Raw genomic sequence first — 21,446 nt, 5'->3', positions numbered from 1 at the left:
ACGGTGGACTGACGTGCGTCTTACCGCAAGCCAACGACGAGATGATCCGGAGTTCGCCCCCATGCCCCGAGAGCGGCCACGTTGGTGGACCGAACTACTGCTGATCCTGGTCGCGTATGGGGCCTACACCTGCGCCAGACTGCTGGCCAGGGGCGACGTCTCCACAGCGGTGGACAACGGGTTGAGCATTCTCCGGCTGGAGCGCGCCCTCTGGTTGCACGCCGAGGAACCGCTCAACGAGCTGTTCACCCAGGAGCCTTGGCTGGGCGTGCCCTCGTCCTTCGCCTATGCCTCCCTGCACTATCTCGTGACGCCGCTGATACTGCTGTGGCTCTTCCGCTACCATCCCGTCCGCTATCGCCTGATGCGCACCTGGCTGCTGGCGTCGACGATGATGGGGCTCATCGGCTTCACGCTGATGCCCACGAGCCCGCCTCGTCTGCTGCCGGGCGGCCAGGGCTTCGTGGACAGCCTGGCGCAGTACAGCGGCTGGGGCTGGTGGGCCGACGAGGCGAGCGCCCCCAGCGGCATGGGCGACTTCACCAACCAGTATGCCGCCATGCCGAGCCTCCACGTCGGTTGGGCGGTGTGGTGCGGGGTCGCACTGTGGCACTACGGGTCGCGTTCGGTATGGATGCGCGCCACCGCCGTCGGATACCCGTTGATCACCACCATCGTGGTGATGGGCACCGCCAACCACTACTTCCTGGACGCGGTCGCCGGCGTCGCCGTGATGATCGCCGGGCTGCTGCTGGCCAGGCCGCTGCTGCGGCTCTCGGGCCGGATCAGGGCCCGCTTCGGCCGGGCCGAGCAGGCCACCTCCGGCTATGCCGCCCTCCCCACCATCGAGGAGCACGCCCGGCGCCCGCGCCCGCGCGCGATGGAGGACGGCGCGGCCTCGGGCGCCCCCGGCGCCACCCCCACGGTGCCGCGCGCCCGGCACAATGGATCAGGGCAGCAAGAACGCCACCTCACTCCGCCGTCCTGATCTGGAGGCTGAACCCGCATGTCCGACTCGGGCCAGGGTCGAGAACCCTCCGCCAAGGGGCCGCAGTTCCGTCGGCCGGCCGCGCTCTTCTTCGAGCCGCCGGCCGGAGCGTCGGAGCAGGAGCACTTCTTCTCGTTGGAGTCGATCAACGATCCCCAGGAGCTGCTCGGTCGCGCGACGGAGCTCGCTCTGGCCTTCCAGACCGCGGCGGACCGGGCGGTGGAGTTCCAGGCGGTGGCAGCCGCGCAGCTCGCCGATCCGGCGCGGTTCGACCGCCTGTCCACGGCCGCGATCGCGGACCGCGCGGGGTGGACCGAGGACTACACGGAGCGGATGGTCGAGTTCGGGCGGCAGCTGCTGCGCCGGCCTCCCGCCTCCTGAGCGGCTCCGCCACGGCAGGCCCGTGGGCTGGGCAAACGCCCGTCTGGCCGCCCAGGAAACCGATTTTTGCTTCACCGGATCGGAGTGCTAAAGTCTACGACGTCAGCAGGCGCCGCTAGCTCAGTTGGTTAGAGCAGCTGACTCTTAATCAGCGGGTCCGGGGTTCGAGTCCCTGGCGGCGCACCTGATGGGAAGGCCCTCATCGGTCGGAGACGACGATGGGGGCCTTCCTCATGTTCGGATCGGCGGGTGCGCCGCCGTCCCGCGCCGGGCGTGCGCGCCGGCTCACTCCCTGGCGACCTTGATGTCCCATCCGCCGGTCGCCGTGCGGTCGCCGACCTCGACCCGCACGCCGGTGTCCTCGTCGAAGTAGCTCTCGCCGCTCTCCAGGGGGGCGTCGGCCAGTCGGGGGTGCACCGAGGTGCCATGGCAGCCCTCGGTGTCCGGATGGCCGTCCACCACCTCGATCGGGCCCTCGGCGGAGGCCACGTCGCTGCGGACCCGGTAGAGCAGCACCCCCCTGGTGCAGATGCCGGTGTCGTTGCCGACGGGGGTGCGCGCCTCGGCGACCAGGGCCTCGACCGGGCCCGTGCGGATCACCGCGATACGGGTGTCGGCGCGTGGGCTGCTGTCGTCCAGCGGGGCGCCGAGCGGCTGGAGTGTGTGCAGGCTGGTGCCCGTCGGGTGGGCACAGGCGACATGTTCGGCGTCCAGCCATCCCAGCTTCCACTTGTGCCATCCGAAGAGATCGGGTCCGAGCCCGAACTGGCTTCCCATCAGGTCCCAGTCCCCCACATGGGTGTCCCAGTCGCCCATGCCCTCCTCGGGCCGGTTGTAGAGGTCGGGGAGGTCGAAGACGTGGCCGGTCTCGTGCGCCAGCACGTTCCGGTCGGGACGCCGGTGCTCGAAGACGGTGACCAGACGGCGGATCTCGGCGTCCCCGATGGTGATCGGGCTGTTGAAGTTGACGACCTTGGTCGCGTCCGAGTCCACGCCTGGGGCGTCCGGGTCGGCGACCAGATAGACGATGTCGAAGGCGGCGAGGTCGACGCGGGGGGCGACCACCGCGAGGGCGTCGTGGAGGTAGTCGGCGCGCAGCTCCGCCGGCCAGTCCCGCTGTATGCCGTAGTCCCCCGAGTCGGCCGGCATGCCGAGCCACTCGTCGACGATCTCCGTCTCCAGGCTGAGCCGGCCGTAGGAGGCCTGGTCGAAGTAGTCGCTGGTGGCTGGGAAGTAGTCCTCGGCGATGCGGTCCGGGGTGAGTTTGGGGGTGGCGTCGGGGAAGGACAGGAAGAGCATCACGGCCCTGACCGAGCCCACGGGCTTGGGGTAGTCGCCGTTCCAGCTGTCCAGCCCCAACGAGTGGTGCACGCCGGAGCGCGGCAGGCCACAGGGGGCGTCGGCGAGGGCGCCGGTGCCGGGGGCCGAGGTCATGGTGGTGGCCAGCAGGGCGGCGAGCGCCGTCAGTACGGCGGCGGGTCGGCGGTGATCACGGCGCACATCGACCTCCCATCGAGCCGGTGGAGTCGCCGAGACCACTTTGTTTGGTTTTTACGCGATACGCCCTGTTTCAATAGCCCGGTCAGGTAACGGGGTTGCGATTACCCAGCGTGCGCATCAGTCGGGAATGATCGGGAGGGCGCAGCCGTCGAGCAGAAACGATCAGCTGCTCGAAAACTTGTCGGAGCTCGATATTCCTGGAGATTCCTGGAATCGAGACAGGCCCGCAGAGCACTGGATCAGCCCACGCCAGAACCTCTATGATCGGCACATTTCCAGCGTGGATACGCCATGCGGGCAGCCGGGGAGTGCCCGACGGCACCATCCGCGGGCGCCCCATCCCCTCCCGGAGCAATCGGTGAACGGACCCCCCGAAGGACCGGGCCAGACCCCCGGAGGCGGCCTGGCCGCGACTCCCCACGCCATCACGGAGAGTGAAGTTCTCCGGGATTACCAGGCCGCGTTCCGCATCGCGGCGCTGCCCATGGCTCTGGTGGACAGATCCGGCCAGATCCTCTCCGCCAACCCCGCCCTTGGCACCCTCCTCGGCATCGCCCCGGACGAGCTGACGGGTCGCACCGCGGACTCGGTGGCCGGCCTCGGCCTGGACGACCGCGCGCAGGGCTCCTACCACGCGGTGCTCTCCGGACACCGGGAACTGCTCCACTGCACGCGCAGGTTGAAGCACACGGACGGCCACACCCTGTGGGCGGACATCACGGTGGCGCCCACCGGCGGTCAGCGCACCGTGGCGCTGCTGACGGTGTCCGACATCAGCGAGCGGCGGGACCTCCAGGACCGGTTGCGGCACATCGAGATGCACGATCCGGTGACCCGGCTGCCCAACCGCGCCCTGTTCTTCGAACGGCTCAACAACGCGTTGAGCGATTCGGCGACCGGCCGGATCGGGCTGTGCTACCTGGGGCTCGACGGCTTCAAGGCCGTGAACGACACCCTCGGCCACCGGGTCGGGGACCAGCTGCTGGGCGCGGCGGCCCGACGCCTCACCGAGTGCGCCACGGGCGCCGGCGGACATCTGGTGGCTCGTCTCGGCGGCGACGAGTTCGCGGTGCTGGTGGAGAGCTCCACCAGCACCGAACAGCTGACGGTGCTGGCGGGGGCCATGCTGGCGGCGCTACAGCACCCGTTCGACCTGGAGGGGCAGCGCCTGGCGGTTTCGGCCAGCATCGGCGTGGTGGAGCGAGAATGCGCCACCACCACGCCCACGGATCTGATGCAGGCCGCCGACACCACCCTGTACTGGGCCAAGGCGGACGGCAAGGCCCGCTGGACGCTGTTCGACCCGGAGCGCAACGCCCACCGGATGACCCGGCAGTCGCTCTCCTCCACGCTGCGCCACGCGGTGGAGCGCGGCGAGTTCACGTTGGAGTACCAGCCCATCGTGGGGCTCGCCGACGACATCGTGCGCGGCGCCGAGGCGCTGGTGCGCTGGCGGCATCCGCAGTTCGGCCTGCTGGGCCCCGACCGGTTCATCGGCCTGGCCGAGGAGAACGGCGCGATCGTCCCGCTGGGCCGCTGGGTGCTCAACGAGGCGTGCCGTCAGGCCCGCCGCTGGCAGCAGGAGCACCCGGGGCCGCCGCTGTTCGTCTCGGTGAACGTGGCGGTCCGTCAGGTGTGGGACTCGGATCTGGTGAACGACGTGGCGTGCGCGCTGCGCGAGTCGGGGCTGCCGTCGGGGCTGCTTCAGCTGGAGCTGACGGAGTCCGCGGTGATGGGGTCGGCCGGCCGGCCCCTCCAGGCGCTCCAGGCGCTCTCCGACATGGGGGTGCGGATCGCCATCGACGACTTCGGCACCGGCTACTCCAACCTGGCCTATCTGAGCCGACTCCCCGTGCGCGCGCTCAAGTTGGACGGAACCTTCGTGCGCGGTTTCCGTACCGCGCGGCACCTCAACCCGGCGGACGAGACCATCGTGACCTCGCTGGTGCAGCTGGCCCACAAGCTGGGCCTGACGGTGACGGCCGAGTGTGTGGAGGGTCCGGCGCAGGCCGAGCGGCTGCGGCGCATCGGCTGCGACACGGGCCAGGGCTGGCACTATGCCAGGCCGCTACCGCCCGATCACCTGGCCGCCATGCTGGCCGGCCGCGGCTGAACACCCGCGAGACACGTCGCGGAGCGCTGGCTACCGCTCAGAAACCCTGTACGGGGGACGGAGATGGCGGAATACTGCCAGGCCATGACGATCATGGCTGAAACCATCACCCCGGAACGCCTTGACACCCTTCTGACCGACGAGTCGATCCCCCTGGCGCACCGCGCCCTCTGGCGGCTGTTGTGGGAGTCCGACATCAGGATTCTGGATCTGCTCTCCCTCACCGTGGCGGAGGTGGATCCCGACAGCAGACAGATCGTGAGACCGGGGCCCGGCTTCCCGGTGGCGTTGAGCGAACGCGCCACCGGACTGCTGACCCCGCTCCTCGACGGCCGGAGCGGCGGCCCGCTCTTCCTCGCCGGCCAACAGCGGAGGGCGTTGAGCTGGGAGGAGGCGGTGCGCACCGCCAAGAGCCACGGGCACGCGATCCACGCCTTCCGCACCGGCGGCAAACAGCACCGCCGGCACTCGGCCTGAGCCCGCCGACCTCTCACGGCCGGACGGGCCGAAACGGGACCCGACGAGGCTGAAACGGGGCCCGACGGGGCTGGTACGGGCTCAGCGCCTGGCGGGCCCGACCGGCCTCAGGAGACGGCCGGGCGGGCGAAGAGGCGGCCCAGCGCGGGGCAGACGGCGCGGTGGCCCAGCAGCCGCAGCCCCTCCCAGGCGGTGACCTGGTTGGCCGTGAGGACCGGCTTGCCGAGCGCCTCCTCCAGCTCGGGCAGCCACGCCACGGTGTGCAGCGCGGTGTCCGGCAGCAGCACGGCCTCGGCCGCCGGATCGTCCCCCTCGCCGGCCAGCCGCGCCACCTCGTCCCTCCCCCAGGTGCCGACCTCGGCCGCGGTGATGATGCCGCTGCCGCGCATCGCGACCACCTCGACGCCGGTCGCCTTCAGGAAGTCGGCGAAGAGAGCGGCCACGTCCTCCGGGTAGGTGGCGGCGATGGCGACCCGCGAGACGCCCAGCGCGGCGATGGCGCCCGCGAAGGCGAAGGAGGTGCTGGACGCGGGCAGCCCGGCCGCCGCGGACAGCTGACGGGCCTGCTCCTGGGCCCCCTCGTAGCCGTAGACGAAGCTGGCCGAGGTGCAGGCCCAGACCACCGCCTCGACAGGATGGCCGGCGGCCAGCTCGGCCAGTCCCGCCTTCAGCCGGTCCACCGAGCCCATCTCCAGCAGGGCGTCGACCCGGTGCGCGTCCGTGCCGATGTCGGTGTGCGTCAGCGGCAGCCGCACCTGGGCCCCGGCCTCGTTCAGCAGCGCCTCAAGGCGTGGGAACTCGTCCTCGGCGGAGTGGCCCGGGTACAGAAAACCGACCGTGGCGACCATCCGTCACCTCACCTTTCCTCATCGGGGTACACGTCGGGGAAGACGTCCGGATACGCGTCCGGGTAGCTCTGGGCCGCCTCGGTGGCCTCGGCGAGGGCCGGTTCCGGGAGCGGCGGGTCGGCGATCGGCTGGCTGGGCGAGAGCGGCTCGACGACCGGCGCCGGCGCCATCGAGGCCGGGCCGCTGCGCGCCGCCGCGTCGAGCAGGGCCTGGTAGGGGCCCACGGCGGACTTTCCGATGCGGCGCAGCGCCGCCCAGATGGTGACCTGGTTGGCCGAGATCACCGGCATCCGCAGCTCGGCCTCCAGCTGGGGGATCACATCGTAGGTCGGCAGGTTGGTACAGCTGATGAAGAGCGCGTCCGGGGCATCGCCCACCGCCTCGCGGGCCATGTCGACCACGTCTCGGTAGCCGACCCGCCAGATCTCCCTGGTCAGGCCCAGATAGCTGCGCCCGCAGACCTGGACCCCGGCCTCCTGGAGGAAGTCCTCAAGCGCGTCGGTGACGGATTTGGTGTACGGGGTGACCACCGCGATCCGGCGGGCGCCCAGCTCGCGCAGCGCCATCAGCAGCGCACCCGAGGTGGTGAACGAGGGGACCTCGCCCGCCTGGGCCATGGCGGCGCTCATCGCCCGTTCCCCGGCGACCCCGCCGACGAAACTGCCCGAGGTGCAGGCGTAGGCCACCGCCTCGGGACTGACGGCGATCAACGCGCGCACGGCCTCGCGCAGCGTCTCGTGCTCGCTGACCAGCCGGGCGAGGTCCAGGCTGACCTCGACGGGCACGAAGGGAGTCCTGGTGAGATGGAGCGAGACGTCGTCCGGTACCCAACGCCACAGCTCACGGTCGAGGGCGAAATCGAATGGCGCTACGACTCCGATACCGCGTTGCGGTTGCGGCCCACCCAAAAACGAGACATCCATGTCGAACCCCGATTCACGGACGAAGGGGCGGCGTCGGGGATGGGGAAACCCCGGCCGGGATACTGGCTTTCGCAGATGCCTTCATTGACGAAGGTAGTTCCGGTTCCTAGCGTGGTCAATCCTCGTCATCTCACTCAAACAGCCATTCGTTTCGAAACGGTTTCTCGCTAATGACCGCACCTCGTGTCCTGGTTCTGGACGCTGACCCCCTGCCCCGACTCGACCGGATCGCCGACCGCGCCGACGTGCTGCACAGCGACGCGGACACGCTGGCCAAGCACCTGCCCGACGCCGACGTCCTGCTGGTCTGGGACTTCACCTCGGACGCGGTCCGACACGCCTGGCCGGGCGGCGGGCCTCGGCCACGCTGGGTACACACCGCCAGCGCCGGCGTCGACCGCCTGCTCTTTCCGGAACTGACCAAATCGGACGCCGTGATCACCAACGCCCGTGGCGTCTTTGACCGTCCCATCGCCGAATATGTGGCAGGACTTGTGTTGGCCTTCGCCAAAGATTTTCACGGAAGCTGGGAGGCCCAGCGGGAGCACCGCTGGCAACACCGTGAGACGGCCAAGGTCCACGGCAGTAGGGCCCTGGTCGTCGGCTCGGGCCCGATCGGTCGGCGGATCGGGGCGATGTTGCAGGCCCTCGGCGTGGTGGTGGAGCTGGTCGGCCGCCGCGCCAGGCTCCGCGACCCCGCCTTCGGGCGGGTACACGCCGCCGACTCACTCCCCGAACTTCTTCCCGAAGCGGACTGGGTGGTCTGCGCCGCGCCGCTCACCAGCGCCACCACCGGCCTCTTCGACGCGGACACCTTCGCCCTGATGCGGCCGACGGCGCGCCTGATCAACGTCGGCAGGGGGGCGCATGTGGTGGAGGACGACCTCGCCGAGGCGCTGCGCTCCGGGCGGCTGGCCGGCGCCGCCCTCGACGTCTTCGGCGAGGAGCCGCTCCCCGCGGGGAGCCCGCTGTGGGAGGTGCCGGGGCTGGTGGTCTCGCCACATATGAGCGGCGACACCTTCGGGTGGCGGGACGACCTCGCGGAGCAGTTTCTGGACAACTTCGATCGGTGGTTGGCGGGGCGGCCCCTGTTCAATGTCGTGGACAAGAAGCTCGGCTACGTACGCACGGAGGACACATGACGGATCTGGCCACGCTGACCGCCGCCGAGCTGAACGCCGAGTACGCGGCGGGCGACGCGTCCCCCGTCGAGGTCGTCACGGCGACCCTGGAGCGCGCCGAGGCGGCGCACACCGCGGTGAACGCCTTCACGCTGATCGACCACGAGGGCGCGTCCGAGCAGGCCAGGCGCTCGGCGGAGCGGTGGCGGCGCGGCGAGCCGCTCAGCCCCGTGGACGGCGTCCCGGTCACCGTCAAGGACATCCTGTTGCAGCGCGGCCACCCCACCCGGCGCGGTTCGGCGGCGGTGCCGCCGGACGGGCGGTACGACGAGGACGCGCCCTCCGTGCAGCGGCTGCGCGAGGCGGGCGCGGTGTTCGTCGGCAAGACGACCACGCCCGAGTTCGGCTGGAAAGGGGTCACCGACTCGCCGCTGCACGGCGTGACGGGGAACCCGTACGCCCCCCAGCGCACCGCCGGCGGATCGAGCGGCGGATCGGCCGCCGCCGTCGCGCTGGGCGCCGGACCGCTCAGCCTCGGCACGGACGGCGGTGGGTCGGTGCGCATCCCCGCGTCGTTCTGCGGGATCTTCGCCCTCAAACCCACCTACGGCCGGGTCCCGCTCTACCCGGCGAGCGCCTTCGGCACCCTGGCGCATGTCGGCCCGATGACCAGGGACGCGGTCGACGCGGCGCTGCTGCTCGATGTGATCGGCCGCCCCGACTCCCGCGACTGGTCCCAGTTGGCGCCCTCGACCAGCGGCTTCGCCGGCGCCTTGGTCGGCGGTCCGGAGCGGGTGCGGGGGCTGCGGATCGCCTACTCGCCGGCGCTGCGCGAGGTCTCGGTGGCGCCCGAGATCGCGACCGCCGTGCGGCGGGCCGTGGAGCGGCTGGCCGAGCTGGGCGCGGTGGTGGAGGAGACGGATCCGCCGTTGCCCTCGTTCGACGAGATGCGGGCGGCCTTCCATGTCCTGTGGTTCAGCGGGGTGGCCCGGGTGACCGAGTTCTTCGACGAGCGGCAGGTGGCGGCGTTGGATCCGGGGGTGGCCGAGATCCGCGCCGAGGGGGCCGGGTACAGCGCGCTCGACTATCTGGCCGCCGTCGATGTGCGGATGGCGATGGGGCGCGCGATGGGCGCGTTCCACGAGCGTTACGACCTGCTGGTCACCCCGACCATGCCGCTCACCGCGTTCGCCGGCGGCGTCGAGGTGCCGGAGGGGTCGGGGATGCGCCGCTGGACGGAGTGGACGCCGTTCACCTATCCGTTCAACCTGACCCAGCAGCCCGCCGCCTCGCTGCCCTGTGGGCAGGACGCGGCGGGGCTGCCGATCGGTCTTCAGCTGGTCGCGCCGCGCCATGGCGACGCGACCGTGCTGCGGGTCGCCCACGCCCTCTACGCGGCGGGGGTCGCCGGCCTCCAGGAGCCGACGCTTCCGCCGTTCTGAACGCGCGTGGCTAGGCGCGCCGGAAGTTGAGCGACTCGCCCAACGCGCCGGCGCGCCACAGGTCCTGGCAGGCGTCGGCCATCCGGTCGAGACCGTCCACCACGGCGCCCCAGACGATGCCGGGGACCCAGCCGGCGTCTCCGTTGATCAACAGGTTGTTGCGTTCGTAGAACAACGCCAGATCCACCACGGTCGTCCTGCCCTGGTGCTTGGCCTCCTGCTCGTACCCGTAGGAGGTGGTGCCCAACTGGGTGTCGGAGAAGGTGAAATAGCACAGGTCGCCGGGGATCGGCGTGACGGTCGGGTTCTCCAGGGGCGGCTCCTGGGGGGCGAACGGGGACACCAGGGCGTAGATCTCGTTGCGCGCGTACTTGGCGTGGTAGACGTCGCCGCCCAGCGGTAGCGCGTTCCACACCGCGTCGCAGGTGATCGGGGCTCTCTCGGTGAGGAGCCGGGCGGTACAGCTGACGCCTCGTTTGTCCAGCGAGACGGTGATAAAGCGTTCGGCGTCGGACATCGCAGCTGCCTCCTTGTCGTGCGCGGCACTGTCGAGGCATGGTCGCACGGCATGCCGCCGAGCGGGTTTCCTCGCGGGAGCGAACTCATGTCCGCTGCCGCCGGAGGGGATCCACGGGCTCGGTCGGCGTCGATCCCCGGGGCCCCTCACCGGGCTGGCGGGAAGCGGTCAGGAGAGGGGCGTGGTGTACAACTCGGGGCGGTCGGGCCCGGGTGGGGTCTCGATGACGGGCACCGGCTTGCCGCCCGGGTCGCCCTCGCGGTCGGTGGTGAAGCTGAGGGTGCCGCCGGCGGCTTCGACGGCGTTGTCGAGGTGCAGCAGGAAGAGGGCGTCCGCGACGCGTTCGGCGCTCATCGGCGTCTCGGGGGCCTCGGCGTGGCTGACGCGGATGGCCTGCACGGCGACCGCCACGGCGTCGTGGTTGGCGACGGCGTAGCCGTCCCTGAGCGCGGCGGCCGGGTCGTCCTGGTACGCGACCTGGTCGGCATATGCCTCGCGGAAGGCGGGGAAGCCGGTCGGGGCCTGCGGATCGCCACCCTCCGTCTCGCTCCAGGCCGGATCCATGGCGGAGGACTGCACGATGGTGATGTGGCTCTCCACCAGCCGCTCGTACTCGCTCTCGTCTATGACGGGCCCGGTCTCGGCGAACAGCACGGATATCGGCCGCCCTCGGCACGGTCTGCTGTGCAACGAGTCGACGAAGGCGTTGAGATCGGTGGCGCGGCCGGCGAAGAGGACCAAGTCCGCCTCGGTGGCGCACACGTTCTGCACCGCCGCGCGGAACAGCGCGGGCGGCGCGGACTCGCCGGTGGTGGTGCCCTGGAACGGCTGGTCGGGGTTGTCGCCCAACTCGGCGGCCAACTCGGTGCGGAACGCCTCGGTCAGGGTGGTGACGTGCAGGTCGGGTGCCCGCGTGTCGTGCACCAGGACGGCGCCGTCCAGCTCCTCCCTGGCCCGCACGTACTCGCGCAGGGCCGACACGAAGTCGGTGTTGCTGGCGGTGACCCGTATCAGCCCCGGCACGGTCGCGCTGTTGAGCTGGTCGGCGCTGGCCGAGGCGGCGACCAGGGGGATGCCGTGCTCGGCCAGCCGACCGGCGGCGTTCGCGCTGTTCTCCGTGCTGATGGAGAGGCCGGCCACGGCGACGAGCGGGGCGCTGTCGTCCCGCATGTCGACCAGCTCCTCCACGGCCGGCTCCCACTTGTCGTGCCGGGAACCGGCGTTGGCGAGCAGCAGCTGGATCTGCGGCGCCGGGTCGCCCAGTTCGCGGGACTGGTTGGCCCGGATCTGCGCGGTGTAGGCGCCTTCCAGGGCGTGCAGCACGCGGTCGGCGGAGTGGGGGCCGCGCTCGTCGGGGGTCAGGGTGGAGAGCAAACCGACCTTCACATAGTCGTCCCGCTCGGCCGCGACCCGGTCGTTCTCCGTCTTGATCAGCGCCTGGATCTCCTGGAACCGCTGGGTCAGATCGCTGTCCGCTTCGGAGGGCAGGAAGGGGTGGGAGCCGTCGCTGACCCCGACGCACTCCCCGTCGCGTTCGGTCAGACGCGCGCCGTCGCACTCCTTGTCCGAGACCCAGTCGGGCACCAGGGTGACGGCCAGGGCGACCACGGCCGCGCCGACCAGCAGGGACAGCAGCCACAGCCCTCGGCGGGGCGGCGGCTTGAACGAGGGGCCGCCGGTGGGGCCCCCGCGCCCGGGAGCCGTGGCGGAAGGGGGCATCTGCTCTCCTCGGGGTTCGTGTGCGGGTGGCGATGGGTCGGAAGGATCGGGACGGAGGGTTCGCGCTGAGCCGGGGCCGAGCCGGGGACCGGCGGCTTCGGCGGGGTCAGGTCCACCAGAGGGCCTGGGCCTGGTACTCCTTGACGGACTGCTGGAGCACCACGAGGCCGTCGGGGGAACGGGGCGCGAGGGCGCCCAGCGCGTTGGCCACCTGGGTGTAGAGCAGCGGACGAGCCGTGCCGTTGACCGGGTCGCCGACGATGCGGAGGGCGGCCAGCAGATGCACCACGCGGGTGAGCGTGTCGTCGCCTGCCGAGGCCGCCCCCGAGTCGCGCACCATCTCGTGGAACAGCGCGTGCGGTTGCCTGCCCTGGTCCTCGACGGAGGCGAGCGGGGCGGCGGCGACCTGGTGGAGCAGGGCGAGCCAGTCGGCGCCGGGCATGCGGGGCAGCTGGCGGGCCAGCTCCAGGGCGACGTCGTGCAGCTCGTCCATGGCCAGCTGGTGGTACAACCGGCCGGCCAGATCGCCCTGTTCGGCGCAGTAGTCGCGCAGCTTGGCGTGCACCTCGCGCCAGCCGACCCTGGTGTCGGGAACGCGGGCGAGCCGGCGCCGGAGCAGCTGCCTCAGCACGGCGGAGCCGGCGCTGGCCGACGCGTCCCACGGCGCGACCTGGTGCACCACCTGGAGCCAGGCGGTGTCCACGAGATCCGGTTGGTGGCTGAGCCAGAGGCCCCCCGCCTCGTCGCGGGCGGCGGAGCACCGCGCCAGCGCGGTGAGGAGGTCGTCGTCCCCGGGGGACAGCCGCGTCAGCAGCCACTCCTCGGCCGTCGGCACGCTCCCGGGATCGAGCGGGGAGGCCGACTCCGCCACCTGTGGCGACGGCTGCGCGAGCAGCTCTCCCACGGACTCGGCCTGCTGCGGCAGGCGGGCGAGCACGGCGGCGAGCACACCCACCGCCTCCGGATGCCCGGCGCTGAACTCGTGGACGAGGCGGGCGAGGCGGCGGTGCACCGGGCCACGGACGGAGGCGTCGCTCAGCAGCCGTTGGATGTCGGAACGAGTCAGATCGGGCAGCGGATAGCTCAGCCACACCGGGTAGTCGCCGCCACCGGCCACGGGCTCGGACAGCACATCCTCCAGCCGCCCCACCGTCGCGTCGGACATCTCGGGCGTGGCGTGGCGGCCGGTGACGATGAGGGTCAACGGCTCGGCCGCGCCGCCGGCCTCAAGCGGCGGGCGCGCCTCCCACAGCCGTCCGAGGAAGGCCCGGCCAGCGGGGGCGTCCACGTTGTCCAGCAACAGCAGGGGGGTCGGCAGCGCGCGGACCCGCCTGGGGGCGTCCCGCAGGTCGGCGAGGAAGGCCTCGCAGAGCAGCTTGTCCAGGCTCTCCCTGGCCGAGCGGTCCGCGAGCCCGGGCGGCGCGTTCCGCACCTCGCGGGCCCAGGCGTTCAGCTCGATCAGGGTGTCCAGCTCGTGGTCGGTGCGCCCTCGGTCCCGGTGGCCGAACCAGCGCTGGGAGCGGCGCGGGAAGATCGGGAAGAACAGGGCGAGCGCCGAGGCGAGAAGCTGGAGCGGCAGGCGGAAGAGCAGCGTCAGCACGCCGACGGAGATGCCGACCTCGGGCTGCTCACCCGTGAGTTCGCCCAGGAACCGCTGGGGCCAGCGCGCGCCGCGCCGCTGCTTCAGATGCTGCCGAAGGACCTCTCTGGCCTGCTCGAAGTCGTAGAGGGTGAGGTCCTGTTCGGCGACGAGCAGGGCGATGAGCAGGCGCGGGAAGCGCAGTCGGCGGTAGCGCGGCCGGTAGCGGGCCAGCCGTTCGGCCAGGACGGACAGCGTGTGGGGGATCTCGTCGTGGCGGCTGTCCTCGAAGTCGACGTGTGCGTGGGGAACGTACTGGTTGACCCGGTCGGTGAGGACGTTGAGCAGCAGGGTCTTTCCGCTGCCGGGGCCGCCCTGGAAGAACACGGCGGGGCGCCGCTGCCCGGCCGGGAGCGGGTAGCCGGGTTGCATCAGGGCGTGCACGCCCCGGATCGCGGCCTCCCGCTCGAAGACCGGCTGTCTCTCCCCCACCATCTGGTCCCTCCCCCTGCCCGTCGACGGCAGGGCTCTGTACGAGCTCCCGAGTGACGACCTCTGAGTGACGCGCCATCACCTTAACGTCGTACACACGTGGTTGTCGGATAACAGAACCAAGATCTTCACCAACTCGGTAACTTGGCGCCGAAGTCGATCAGAAGGGGAGCACCGGTTGATCTCCGGGGACTCCCGGGAGCCTCCCACCGGATGGCGGGAGGCCACGCGGCGGGTGCGTTCAGCGGCGCATCAGCGAACGGACCAGGCGGCAGGTGGTGTCGGAGGGAGGGTGCACCCCGATCAGGGGGGCGAGGGCGCGTATGCGCTCGTCGCTCGCCTGGACCGGGTGGTACACCCCGGTGTCCAACAGGGCCGTGGCCAGGCGCAACGCCTTGAGCCTGCGGTTGTGCGACTCGTACCACGCTCGGGGCTGCCCCGCGGGCAGCGGCTTCTTGCGCAACTGGGGGACGGGCAGTGAGGAGAGGGGAAGGGTGAGGGGTGTTGCGACGACGGCCATCGGCATCCTCCGGGGCGACGGCGAACCATGCGAACACCCCCAATTTTACGGGGGACCACTGACAATTCCCGCTGATCACAGGCGCCTCAGCGGCTCGCCGGCCCCTCCGCCGCACATCCGGCGGCACCAACCGTCATAGGCGGACGGCCTCCCCCACGTCTCTCCTGGTGACAGAGTCTTCGCCGAAGGGACCCGACCATGACGATCCGCCTGCTCCGCACCGCTCTTGTGGGCGTCGCGACCGTTTGCCTGCTGGGCACCGCGAACGGCAGTGCGCTGGCCGCACCGCGAGCCGACACGGTCGGAGCGGACAGCCGCCCGGCCTGTGCGCCGGCCGAGGACGTGCGCACCGTCCGGCCGCTGGAGCGCGTCGCCCTCGACGACCATGTCGCGCTGGCCCTGATCCCCTCGCCCGACCAGAAGTACGTCTTCGGCCTCAGCGAGGACGCCCTGTTCTGGCAGGCGGTACGGGACCAACTCCGGTACGGCGGCCCCGACCTGGCCGATGACCGCCTCACCTTCGACGGCCTCGCGATGGTCCACGACCCCGAACAGGTCGAGGCGGACCACTACTTCGGGGGCGTCTGGCGGACGGAGTGCGCGCCGTCCCTGATCACCGCCGACATCGACGGGGTGTCCCATGAGGCGAAGCTGATCCAGCTCGCGGGCGCCTCCGGCTGGGGCGGCTACTACTTCGACGGCCCGCTCCAGGGCCTGTCCCAGGTGAAGGTCACCGCCTACGACAAGGACGGAGCGGTGATCGCCGAGTTCGAGGGCGGCCCCGAGCCGGCGGCGGCCGAAGCGCACGGACCCGCCGCGTGAGGACGGCCGTCCCCCCGGCGACCGGAGGAGCGGCGGACATCGACGACGGATCCCACCGGCACGAACCGTCCCGGCCCACGTCCACCAAGCCCTGGCCCCCGGAGGGCTCGTCGCCCGACCGCCGGCCCCGCGGCGCGGACGCCCCCGACGTCGAGTCCGACTTCCGCGCCTATATGGCGGCCAGGTGGCCGGCGCTGCTCCGCACCGCCTATCTGCTCACCGGCAACCACCATGACGCGGAGGATCTGGCACAGACCGCGCTGGCCAGGGCGTGTGCCCACTGGAAACGGGTCAGGCGGGCCGACGATCCGGACGCCTATGTGTGGCGGGTGCTGATCAACGCCCATGTGGACCGCTTTCGGCGCCGGAGGGTACGCGAGTGGCTCACCGACCGGTTCCCCGAACGCGCGGAGGCCGACAGCGCCGAACAGGTCGCCGCCCGGGGCGTGTTGCTACCGGCGCTGGATCGGCTGACGCCGAGACAGCGGGCGGTCGTCGTCCTGCGCTATCTCGACGACAGGAGTGAGACCGAGGTGGCACAGGTGTTGGGCACCGGCGTCGGCACCGTACGCAGCCACACCGCCAGAGGGCTGGCGAAGCTGCGCGCGGACGGCGCCCTCCGGGAGATGTGCGATCCGCGGCAGAGTCACGAGACGCGGGTGCGGCCCGAGGAGGCGGGATCATGAACGACCGTGGGTGGGAAAGGGGCTGGTCCGATCCGGTCCGCGCAGCCGCCTCCTCCTCCGCCGCCGAGACCGTTGGCCCCGGCGCGACGGAGTTGGGCAGGGAACTGCGGCGCGAGGCCGCCGAGGTGCCGGTGGGTCCGCCGCCGACGGATCGGGTCGTCGCCCGAGGACGGCGGTCGCGCCGCCGCCGGCACGCGGCCACCGGCCTGGTGGCGGCGGCCATGGTCGGCGCGGTGGCGGTGGCCATCGCCCCCGTCTCCGACCACCTGGGCGGCGGCGGGACGGGGCCGACCGTGGCCGCCCCGGCCGCGCCCGCCTCCACCACGGTGGTCGAGCCGGGAGTGCCCGTCGAGATCGGCCATGGTCAGGGCCTTGCGCTGTGGCGCGACGGATCCCATCTCGTCGCCCCGCTGGACACGTTCGCGGATCGGGACGGGCCCCCGTCCACCGCGACGGCCGAGCCGTTGACCAGCTCCTTCACCCCGACCGGGACGGGCGTGGTCGGCACGGGCACCTGGCGGGGGGAGCCGGCGGTGGCCCGGCTCACGGTGAGCGTGAACGGCCAGGAGCAGGAGGCCGCCCTGGTCACGCTGCCGGGCGAACCGGGATGGGGGGCCTACCACCTGGACCTGCCCGAACCACCGTCCGGCGAGCTGACCGTCACCGCGTACGGGGAGGACGGTACGGTGCTGAGCCAGCTGGCGGAGGGGTTCCCGCCCTGAGCCGTGTGCTGAGTCGTGTGCTGAGTCGTGTGCTGAGTCGTGTTTCGAGCGGCGTCCCGGGGGCGACGCGACGCCAGGTGGACGGACGCCCGTCCTCCCGCCGGCGCGTTCCGCCCTGCTAGCCTCGTCGACATGCAGCGTGCCGCCATGACGACGACGCCGGAGAGTGTCCCGGCGCGCTGACGAATGCCTAGTCGAAGCCCCGGGGCGAGCGCCCCGGGGCTTCGCCGTGTGGTCGCTCGTCCCACGCACCAGCCGCCGGTCCCGGACCGGGAAGGGCGGCTGGTGTCCGGAACGAGGGAGACCACCGTGTACGACCATCGCAAGCTCGGCCGCGAGCTGAACCTGTTCGACACCGATCCGTTGATCGGCGCCGGACTGCCCTACTGGCTGCCCGACGGCGCGGCCGTGCGCCACGCGCTGGAGGAGTACGTCCACCAGCTCGAACGCCGCGCCGGCTACCAGCACGTCTACTCACCGGTGCTCGGCAAACGGGAGCTGTACGAGATCTCGGGCCACTGGTCCCACTACAGCGACGACATGTTCCCTCCGATGGATGTCGGTGACGAACAGATGGTGCTCCGGCCGAGCCTCTGCCCGCACCATGCGCTGATCTTCCGCTCCCGCTCGCACAGCTACCGGGAGCTGCCGCTGCGGATGGCGGAACTCGGCGGCATGTACCGCTCCGAACTCTCCGGCGTGCTCGGCGGGTTGACCCGGGTGCGGTCGATCCAGCTCAACGATGCCCATGTGTTCTGCGCCCTTGACCAGGTCGCCGACGAGGCGAGCGCGGCGCTGGGCCTCATCCAACGGGCGTACGGGGCGTTGGGGATCGCGCCACCGCGCTACCGACTGTCGCTGCCGGGTGAGGGGGGCAAGTATGTGGCGGCGCCGGAGCTGTGGCGCCGCTCCGTCGCCCTGCTGCGCGCGGTGCTCGACGGCTCCGGACTGTCCTACGAGGCGGTGGAGGGCGAGGCCGCCTTCTACGGGCCCAAGATCGATGTGCTGGTGATCGACGGCGCGGGGCGGGAGTTCACCCTCTCCACCGTGCAGGTGGACTTCCATCAACCGGAGCGGTTCGACCTCGGCTACATCGGCCCCGACGGGGCCAGGCACCGCCCGGTGATGGTGCACCGCAGCATCGTCGGCAGCGTGGAACGGGCCGTCGCGCACCTGATCGAGGTGCACGGCGGCGCGTTTCCCTCCTGGCTGGCGCCTCTCCAGCTGGTGCTGCTCCCGGTCTCCGACGCGGAGCGCGCCGACGCCGACGCCGTGGCGCTGCGCGCCGCCGAACTGGGCCTGCGCGCCCGGGTCGTCGGTCCTGAGCAGGGGTCCCTCGCGGCGCGCGTTCGCCAGCACCGGCTCGTTCCCTACCAGGCCGTGCTGGGCTCACGCGAGGCAGCGGCCGGACAGCTCGCCGTGCGGCTGCGCGACGGGCGCAGGCTGGACGCGCTTCCGGCGGAGGAGGTGCTCGGCCGCATCGCCGCTCGGGTCGCGGAGCACAGCCTGGCGCTGTGGGACGAGGCACCCGGGCGGAGAGGGTGATCAACGGGGGCGGGGCGGTGGACCATCCGCCGCCCGGACCCATCCGCCGCTCAGGGGAGGAGGCGGGCCGTCGGCTCGTCCTCTCCCTCGACCGGCGGCGGACCGTCGACACCCCAGACCGCCAACGAACGGGTGAAGGGGTGCTTGGCGACGACCAACCCGCTCGCGGCGAGGAGTTCGGCGAGGGCGTCCTCCATCGCGGTGAGCGAGGCACTCATCAGCCGCTCGGCCGGACCTGCCGGCAACTCCCTCTCCGCGACATCGAACAGGAGGTTGGACGCGTGCCAGCGGATCACCACATGATCGACCGGCCCCTCGATCGGACCTTCCCGCTCCAGATAGACCCCGGAGCCGCCCGTCTCCACCGCCAGCGGGAGGCCGATCAGGCGCACCGCCTGCACGATCCGCTCCACCAGGGCCTCCGGCAGCACCTGCTCCTCGGGGCTCAACGTGCGCTGATTCGGCCGCTGGCCGTCACCGTCCACTGTGTCACTGCTCACACCGACAGCCTGCCCTAACCCGGGGCACGACAGGAATCGTTCTCCCCAACTTCCTGCTCCCGGTTCGCTCCCTCCCGGCGCCTACCCCCGGCAACCGCCTGCGGCGGCCCGCCGGTTGACGGGCTCGCCGCACCCCGTCCGGAGACGGGCGGGGTGCGGCTAGCCGCGTGGGGCCCTCGGGTCAGGGCAGTTCGCCCCGGAGGGTGCGTGCGGCCTCGACCAGGGAGGTCAGCGAATCGCGGACCTCGGGCCAGGCCCGGGTCTTCAGGCCGCAGTCGGGGTTGACCCACAGCCGCTCGGCCGGGATGGCCGCGAGGCCGGCCCGCAACAGCTCGGTGACCTCGGCGCGGTCGGGAACGCGCGGGGAGTGGATGTCGTAGACGCCGGGACCGACCTCCCTCGGATAGCTGGCGTCGGCGAGTTCGGCGGCGACCCGCATATGCGACCTGGCCGCCTCCAGGCTGATCACATCGGCGTCCAGATCGTCGATGGCCTGCAGGATGTCGCCGAACTCGGCGTAGCACATGTGGGTGTGGATCTGGGTGTCGGGGCGGACACCGCTGGTGGTGAGCCGGAAGACCTCGGTGGCCCAGGCCAGATAGCCGCGCTGGTCGACGGCGCGCAACGGCAGCGTCTCCCGCAGCGCCGGCTCGTCGACCTGGATCACCGAAGTTCCGGCGGCCTCCAGGTCGTTCACCTCGTCGCGCAGGGCCAGCGCGACCTGCCTGGCCGTTTCGCCACGGGGCTGATCGTCGCGGACGAAGGACCAGGCGAGCATGGTGACCGGCCCGGTCAACATGCCCTTGACGGGGCGATCGGTCAACGACTGCGCGTACTGGGCCCAGCGCACCGTCATCGGGTCGGGACGCGAGATGTCGCCGACGAGGATCGGCGGCCTGACGTAGCGGGTGCCGTACGACTGGACCCATCCGTGTTGGGTGGCCAGATAGCCGGTGAGCTGCTCGGCGAAGTACTGCACCATGTCGTTGCGCTCGGGTTCGCCGTGCACCAGGACATCGATCCCGGCCTTCTCCTGGAAGGCGATCGTCTCGCGGACCTCGTGCCGCACCCGCTCCTCGTAGCCGGGCGCGTCGAGCCGACCGGCCCGCAGATCGGCCCTGGCCGTGCGGAGCTCGACGGTCTGTGGAAAGGAGCCGATGGTGGTGGTGGGCAGGGGCGGCAGCGCCAGATGGGCCCGCTGGGCGGCGGTGCGCTCGGGGTAGGGCTGCGAACGGCGGCCGTCCGCCTCGGTGATCGCGGCGGCGCGGGCCCGCACGGCCGGGTCACGGGTGATCGGGGACCCGGCGCGGGAGGCCAGATCGGCGCGGTTGGCGGCGAGTTGGGCTGCGATCGCGCCGCTGCCCTCGGCCAGGCCCCGGGTCAGGGTGACGATCTCGGTGACCTTCTGACGGGCGAAGGCCAGCCAGCGCAGAATCTGCTGGTCGATGTCCCGCTCCGCCGTGGCGTCCAGTGGGACGTGCAGCAAGGAGCAGGAAGCGGCCACATCGACGCTGCCGGCCAGACCCAGGAGCGTGGCCAGGGTCGCCAGCGACCGTTCGAGATCGTTGATCCACACGTTGCGGCCGTTGACCACGCCGGCGACCAACCGCTTCCCCGGCAGACCGCCGGCGGCTGCGAGATCCTCCAGGTTGCCGGCGGCGGACCCGGTGAAGTCGATGGCCAGGCCCTCCACAGGGGCCTTCGCCAGAACGGGCAGGGCCTCACCGAGGCGGTCGAAGTAGGAGGCGACCAACAGCTTGGGACGGTCCACCAGGGCACCGAGATCGCGGTAGGCGCGCGCCGCCGCGGCCAACTCGGCGGGGGTACGGTCCTGGACCAGTGCCGGCTCGTCGATCTGCACCCAGCCGGCACCCGCGGCGCGCAGATCGGCCAACACCTCGGCATAGACCGGCAGCAGGCGGTCCAGCAGGGTCAGCGGCTCGAAGTCATCGGCGACGCCGGGAGCGGGCTTGGCCAGCAGCAGATAGGTGATCGGGCCCACCAGAACGGGGCGAGCGGTCAGCCCGAGGGCGAGCGCCTCGCCCAACTCGGCACGTTGCCTGCCGGAGTCGGCGGTGAAGACGGTGTCAGGGCCGAGTTCGGGGACCAGGTAGTGGTAGTTGGTGTCGAACCACTTGGTCATCTCCAGCGGCGCGACATCCTGGGTGCCGCGAGCCATGGCGAAGTAGCCGGCCAGGGCATCGGCCTCGACGGCCGAGCGGTGCCGTGGCGGGATGGCGCCGACCATCACGCTGGTGTCCAGCACGTGGTCGTAGAACGAGAAGTCTCCGGTGGGGACCTCGTGCACGCCGGCGTCGGCGAGCTGTCGCCAGTTGGCTTGACGCAGTTCTGAGGCGGTGTCGAGCAGATCCTGGGCGGTGACGCGGCCCTTCCAGTACCCCTCGATCGCCCTCTTCAGCTGACGGTTGGCCCCCTGGCGGGGATAGCCGTACACCGTGGCCCGTGGTGCCGCGGCTGCGGACTCGCTGGTCAAGAAACTCTCCTTCGCGAGCATGTCTCCTGGCTGGTCTCGGCGACCACGCACGGGAGC

At 71.6% G+C, this 21,446-nt stretch carries 19 protein-coding genes and 1 tRNA gene; 11 read left to right on the top strand and 9 right to left on the bottom strand.

The genetic code is table 11. The annotated features are described in order from the left end of the window. Positions 1-61: 61 nt before the first annotated feature. The 3 genes from K4G22_RS20155 (at position 62) to K4G22_RS20145 (ending at position 1,552) form a co-directional block, all read left to right on the top strand. On the top strand, positions 62-988 hold the full coding sequence (locus tag K4G22_RS20155; protein ID WP_228081687.1) for a phosphatase PAP2 family protein: 927 nt from the start codon (positions 62-64) through the stop codon (positions 986-988). A gap of 18 nt (positions 989-1,006) precedes the next feature. Then, positions 1,007-1,369 (top strand): hypothetical protein, encoded by a 363-nt coding sequence (locus K4G22_RS20150; RefSeq protein ID WP_228081685.1) that lies wholly within the window; start codon positions 1,007-1,009, stop codon positions 1,367-1,369. 109 nt (positions 1,370-1,478) lie between these two features. Then, positions 1,479-1,552 (top strand) — tRNA-Lys (locus K4G22_RS20145). A 102-nt stretch (positions 1,553-1,654) separates the two neighbouring features. Here K4G22_RS20145 and K4G22_RS20140 read toward each other — a convergent pair. Then, complete coding sequence (locus tag K4G22_RS20140) at positions 1,655-2,869, bottom strand: M6 family metalloprotease domain-containing protein (RefSeq protein ID WP_228081684.1); 1,215 nt, start codon at positions 2,867-2,869, stop codon at positions 1,655-1,657. Between the two features lie 358 nt (positions 2,870-3,227). Between K4G22_RS20140 and K4G22_RS20135 the strand changes: the two genes are divergently transcribed. Beyond that, positions 3,228-4,982, top strand: coding sequence for a putative bifunctional diguanylate cyclase/phosphodiesterase (locus K4G22_RS20135; protein WP_425336727.1), 1,755 nt, complete (start codon positions 3,228-3,230; stop codon positions 4,980-4,982). An 84-nt stretch (positions 4,983-5,066) separates the two neighbouring features. Beyond that, positions 5,067-5,459 (top strand): hypothetical protein, encoded by a 393-nt coding sequence (locus K4G22_RS20130; RefSeq protein ID WP_228081683.1) that lies wholly within the window; start codon positions 5,067-5,069, stop codon positions 5,457-5,459. Between the two features lie 107 nt (positions 5,460-5,566). Here the strand turns inward: K4G22_RS20130 and K4G22_RS20125 are convergent, their stop codons facing one another. Continuing rightward, positions 5,567-6,307, bottom strand: coding sequence for a maleate cis-trans isomerase family protein (locus K4G22_RS20125; RefSeq protein WP_228081682.1), 741 nt, complete (start codon positions 6,305-6,307; stop codon positions 5,567-5,569). Positions 6,308-6,315: 8 nt separating this feature from the next. Further along, on the bottom strand, positions 6,316-7,230 hold the full coding sequence (locus tag K4G22_RS20120; RefSeq protein ID WP_228081681.1) for a maleate cis-trans isomerase family protein: 915 nt from the start codon (positions 7,228-7,230) through the stop codon (positions 6,316-6,318). Positions 7,231-7,400: 170 nt separating this feature from the next. On the opposite strand from K4G22_RS20120, the gene K4G22_RS20115 reads away from it, so the two are divergent. Next, the gene (locus K4G22_RS20115) at positions 7,401-8,372 is read left to right on the top strand and encodes a D-2-hydroxyacid dehydrogenase (RefSeq protein WP_228081680.1); all 972 of its coding nucleotides are present in this window, start codon (positions 7,401-7,403) and stop codon (positions 8,370-8,372) included. Then, positions 8,369-9,793: an amidase gene (locus K4G22_RS20110; RefSeq protein WP_228081679.1), complete on the top strand. Its 1,425-nt coding sequence runs from the start codon at positions 8,369-8,371 to the stop codon at positions 9,791-9,793. The genes K4G22_RS20115 and K4G22_RS20110 overlap by 4 nt, the downstream gene beginning before the upstream one ends. A 10-nt stretch (positions 9,794-9,803) precedes the next feature. Here the strand turns inward: K4G22_RS20110 and K4G22_RS20105 are convergent, their stop codons facing one another. From K4G22_RS20105 to K4G22_RS20090, 4 genes are all read right to left on the bottom strand, one after another. Further along, positions 9,804-10,310, bottom strand: coding sequence for a DUF3830 family protein (locus tag K4G22_RS20105; RefSeq protein ID WP_228081678.1), 507 nt, complete (start codon positions 10,308-10,310; stop codon positions 9,804-9,806). 168 nt (positions 10,311-10,478) lie between these two features. Beyond that, the gene (locus tag K4G22_RS20100; RefSeq protein ID WP_228081677.1) at positions 10,479-12,029 is read right to left on the bottom strand and encodes a type 1 periplasmic-binding domain-containing protein; all 1,551 of its coding nucleotides are present in this window, start codon (positions 12,027-12,029) and stop codon (positions 10,479-10,481) included. 106 nt (positions 12,030-12,135) lie between these two features. Beyond that, positions 12,136-14,103, bottom strand: a complete 1,968-nt coding sequence (locus K4G22_RS20095) for a hypothetical protein (protein WP_228081676.1) — start codon at positions 14,101-14,103, stop codon at positions 12,136-12,138. A gap of 238 nt (positions 14,104-14,341) precedes the next feature. Next, positions 14,342-14,626: a hypothetical protein gene (locus tag K4G22_RS20090; RefSeq protein WP_425336726.1), complete on the bottom strand. Its 285-nt coding sequence runs from the start codon at positions 14,624-14,626 to the stop codon at positions 14,342-14,344. Positions 14,627-14,818: 192 nt separating this feature from the next. Here K4G22_RS20090 and K4G22_RS20085 point away from each other — a divergent pair, with 192 nt between their 5' ends. The 4 genes from K4G22_RS20085 to thrS all read left to right on the top strand — a co-directional run bounded on the left by K4G22_RS20085 (position 14,819) and on the right by thrS (position 18,395). After that, positions 14,819-15,442, top strand: coding sequence for a hypothetical protein (locus K4G22_RS20085; RefSeq protein ID WP_228081674.1), 624 nt, complete (start codon positions 14,819-14,821; stop codon positions 15,440-15,442). Continuing rightward, positions 15,439-16,128, top strand: a complete 690-nt coding sequence (locus K4G22_RS20080; RefSeq protein WP_265590237.1) for a SigE family RNA polymerase sigma factor — start codon at positions 15,439-15,441, stop codon at positions 16,126-16,128. Before K4G22_RS20085 ends, K4G22_RS20080 begins: the two co-directional genes overlap by 4 nt. Beyond that, positions 16,125-16,850 carry a hypothetical protein gene (locus K4G22_RS20075; RefSeq protein WP_228081673.1) on the top strand — a complete coding sequence of 242 codons (726 nt, stop codon included), beginning with the start codon at positions 16,125-16,127 and terminating at the stop codon, positions 16,848-16,850. The genes K4G22_RS20080 and K4G22_RS20075 overlap by 4 nt, the downstream gene beginning before the upstream one ends. 285 nt (positions 16,851-17,135) lie before the next feature. Continuing rightward, entirely contained in the window at positions 17,136-18,395 is a 1,260-nt protein-coding gene (gene thrS / locus K4G22_RS20070) for a threonine--tRNA ligase (protein ID WP_425336725.1), read from the top strand. A gap of 50 nt (positions 18,396-18,445) precedes the next feature. On the opposite strand, the gene K4G22_RS20065 is transcribed toward thrS, so the two are convergent. Further along, on the bottom strand, positions 18,446-18,895 hold the full coding sequence (locus K4G22_RS20065) for a hypothetical protein (protein ID WP_228081671.1): 450 nt from the start codon (positions 18,893-18,895) through the stop codon (positions 18,446-18,448). A 181-nt stretch (positions 18,896-19,076) separates the two neighbouring features. Next, positions 19,077-21,389 (bottom strand): 5-methyltetrahydropteroyltriglutamate--homocysteine S-methyltransferase, encoded by a 2,313-nt coding sequence (gene metE, locus K4G22_RS20060; protein WP_228081670.1) that lies wholly within the window; start codon positions 21,387-21,389, stop codon positions 19,077-19,079. Positions 21,390-21,446: the final 57 nt, after the last annotated feature.

Origin of the sequence: Streptomyces profundus (assembly GCF_020740535.1) — a bacterium.
In the GTDB taxonomy this organism is placed as follows: domain Bacteria; phylum Actinomycetota; class Actinomycetes; order Streptomycetales; family Streptomycetaceae; genus Streptomyces; species Streptomyces profundus.
This window is presented reverse-complemented; position numbering and strand designations above follow the sequence as displayed.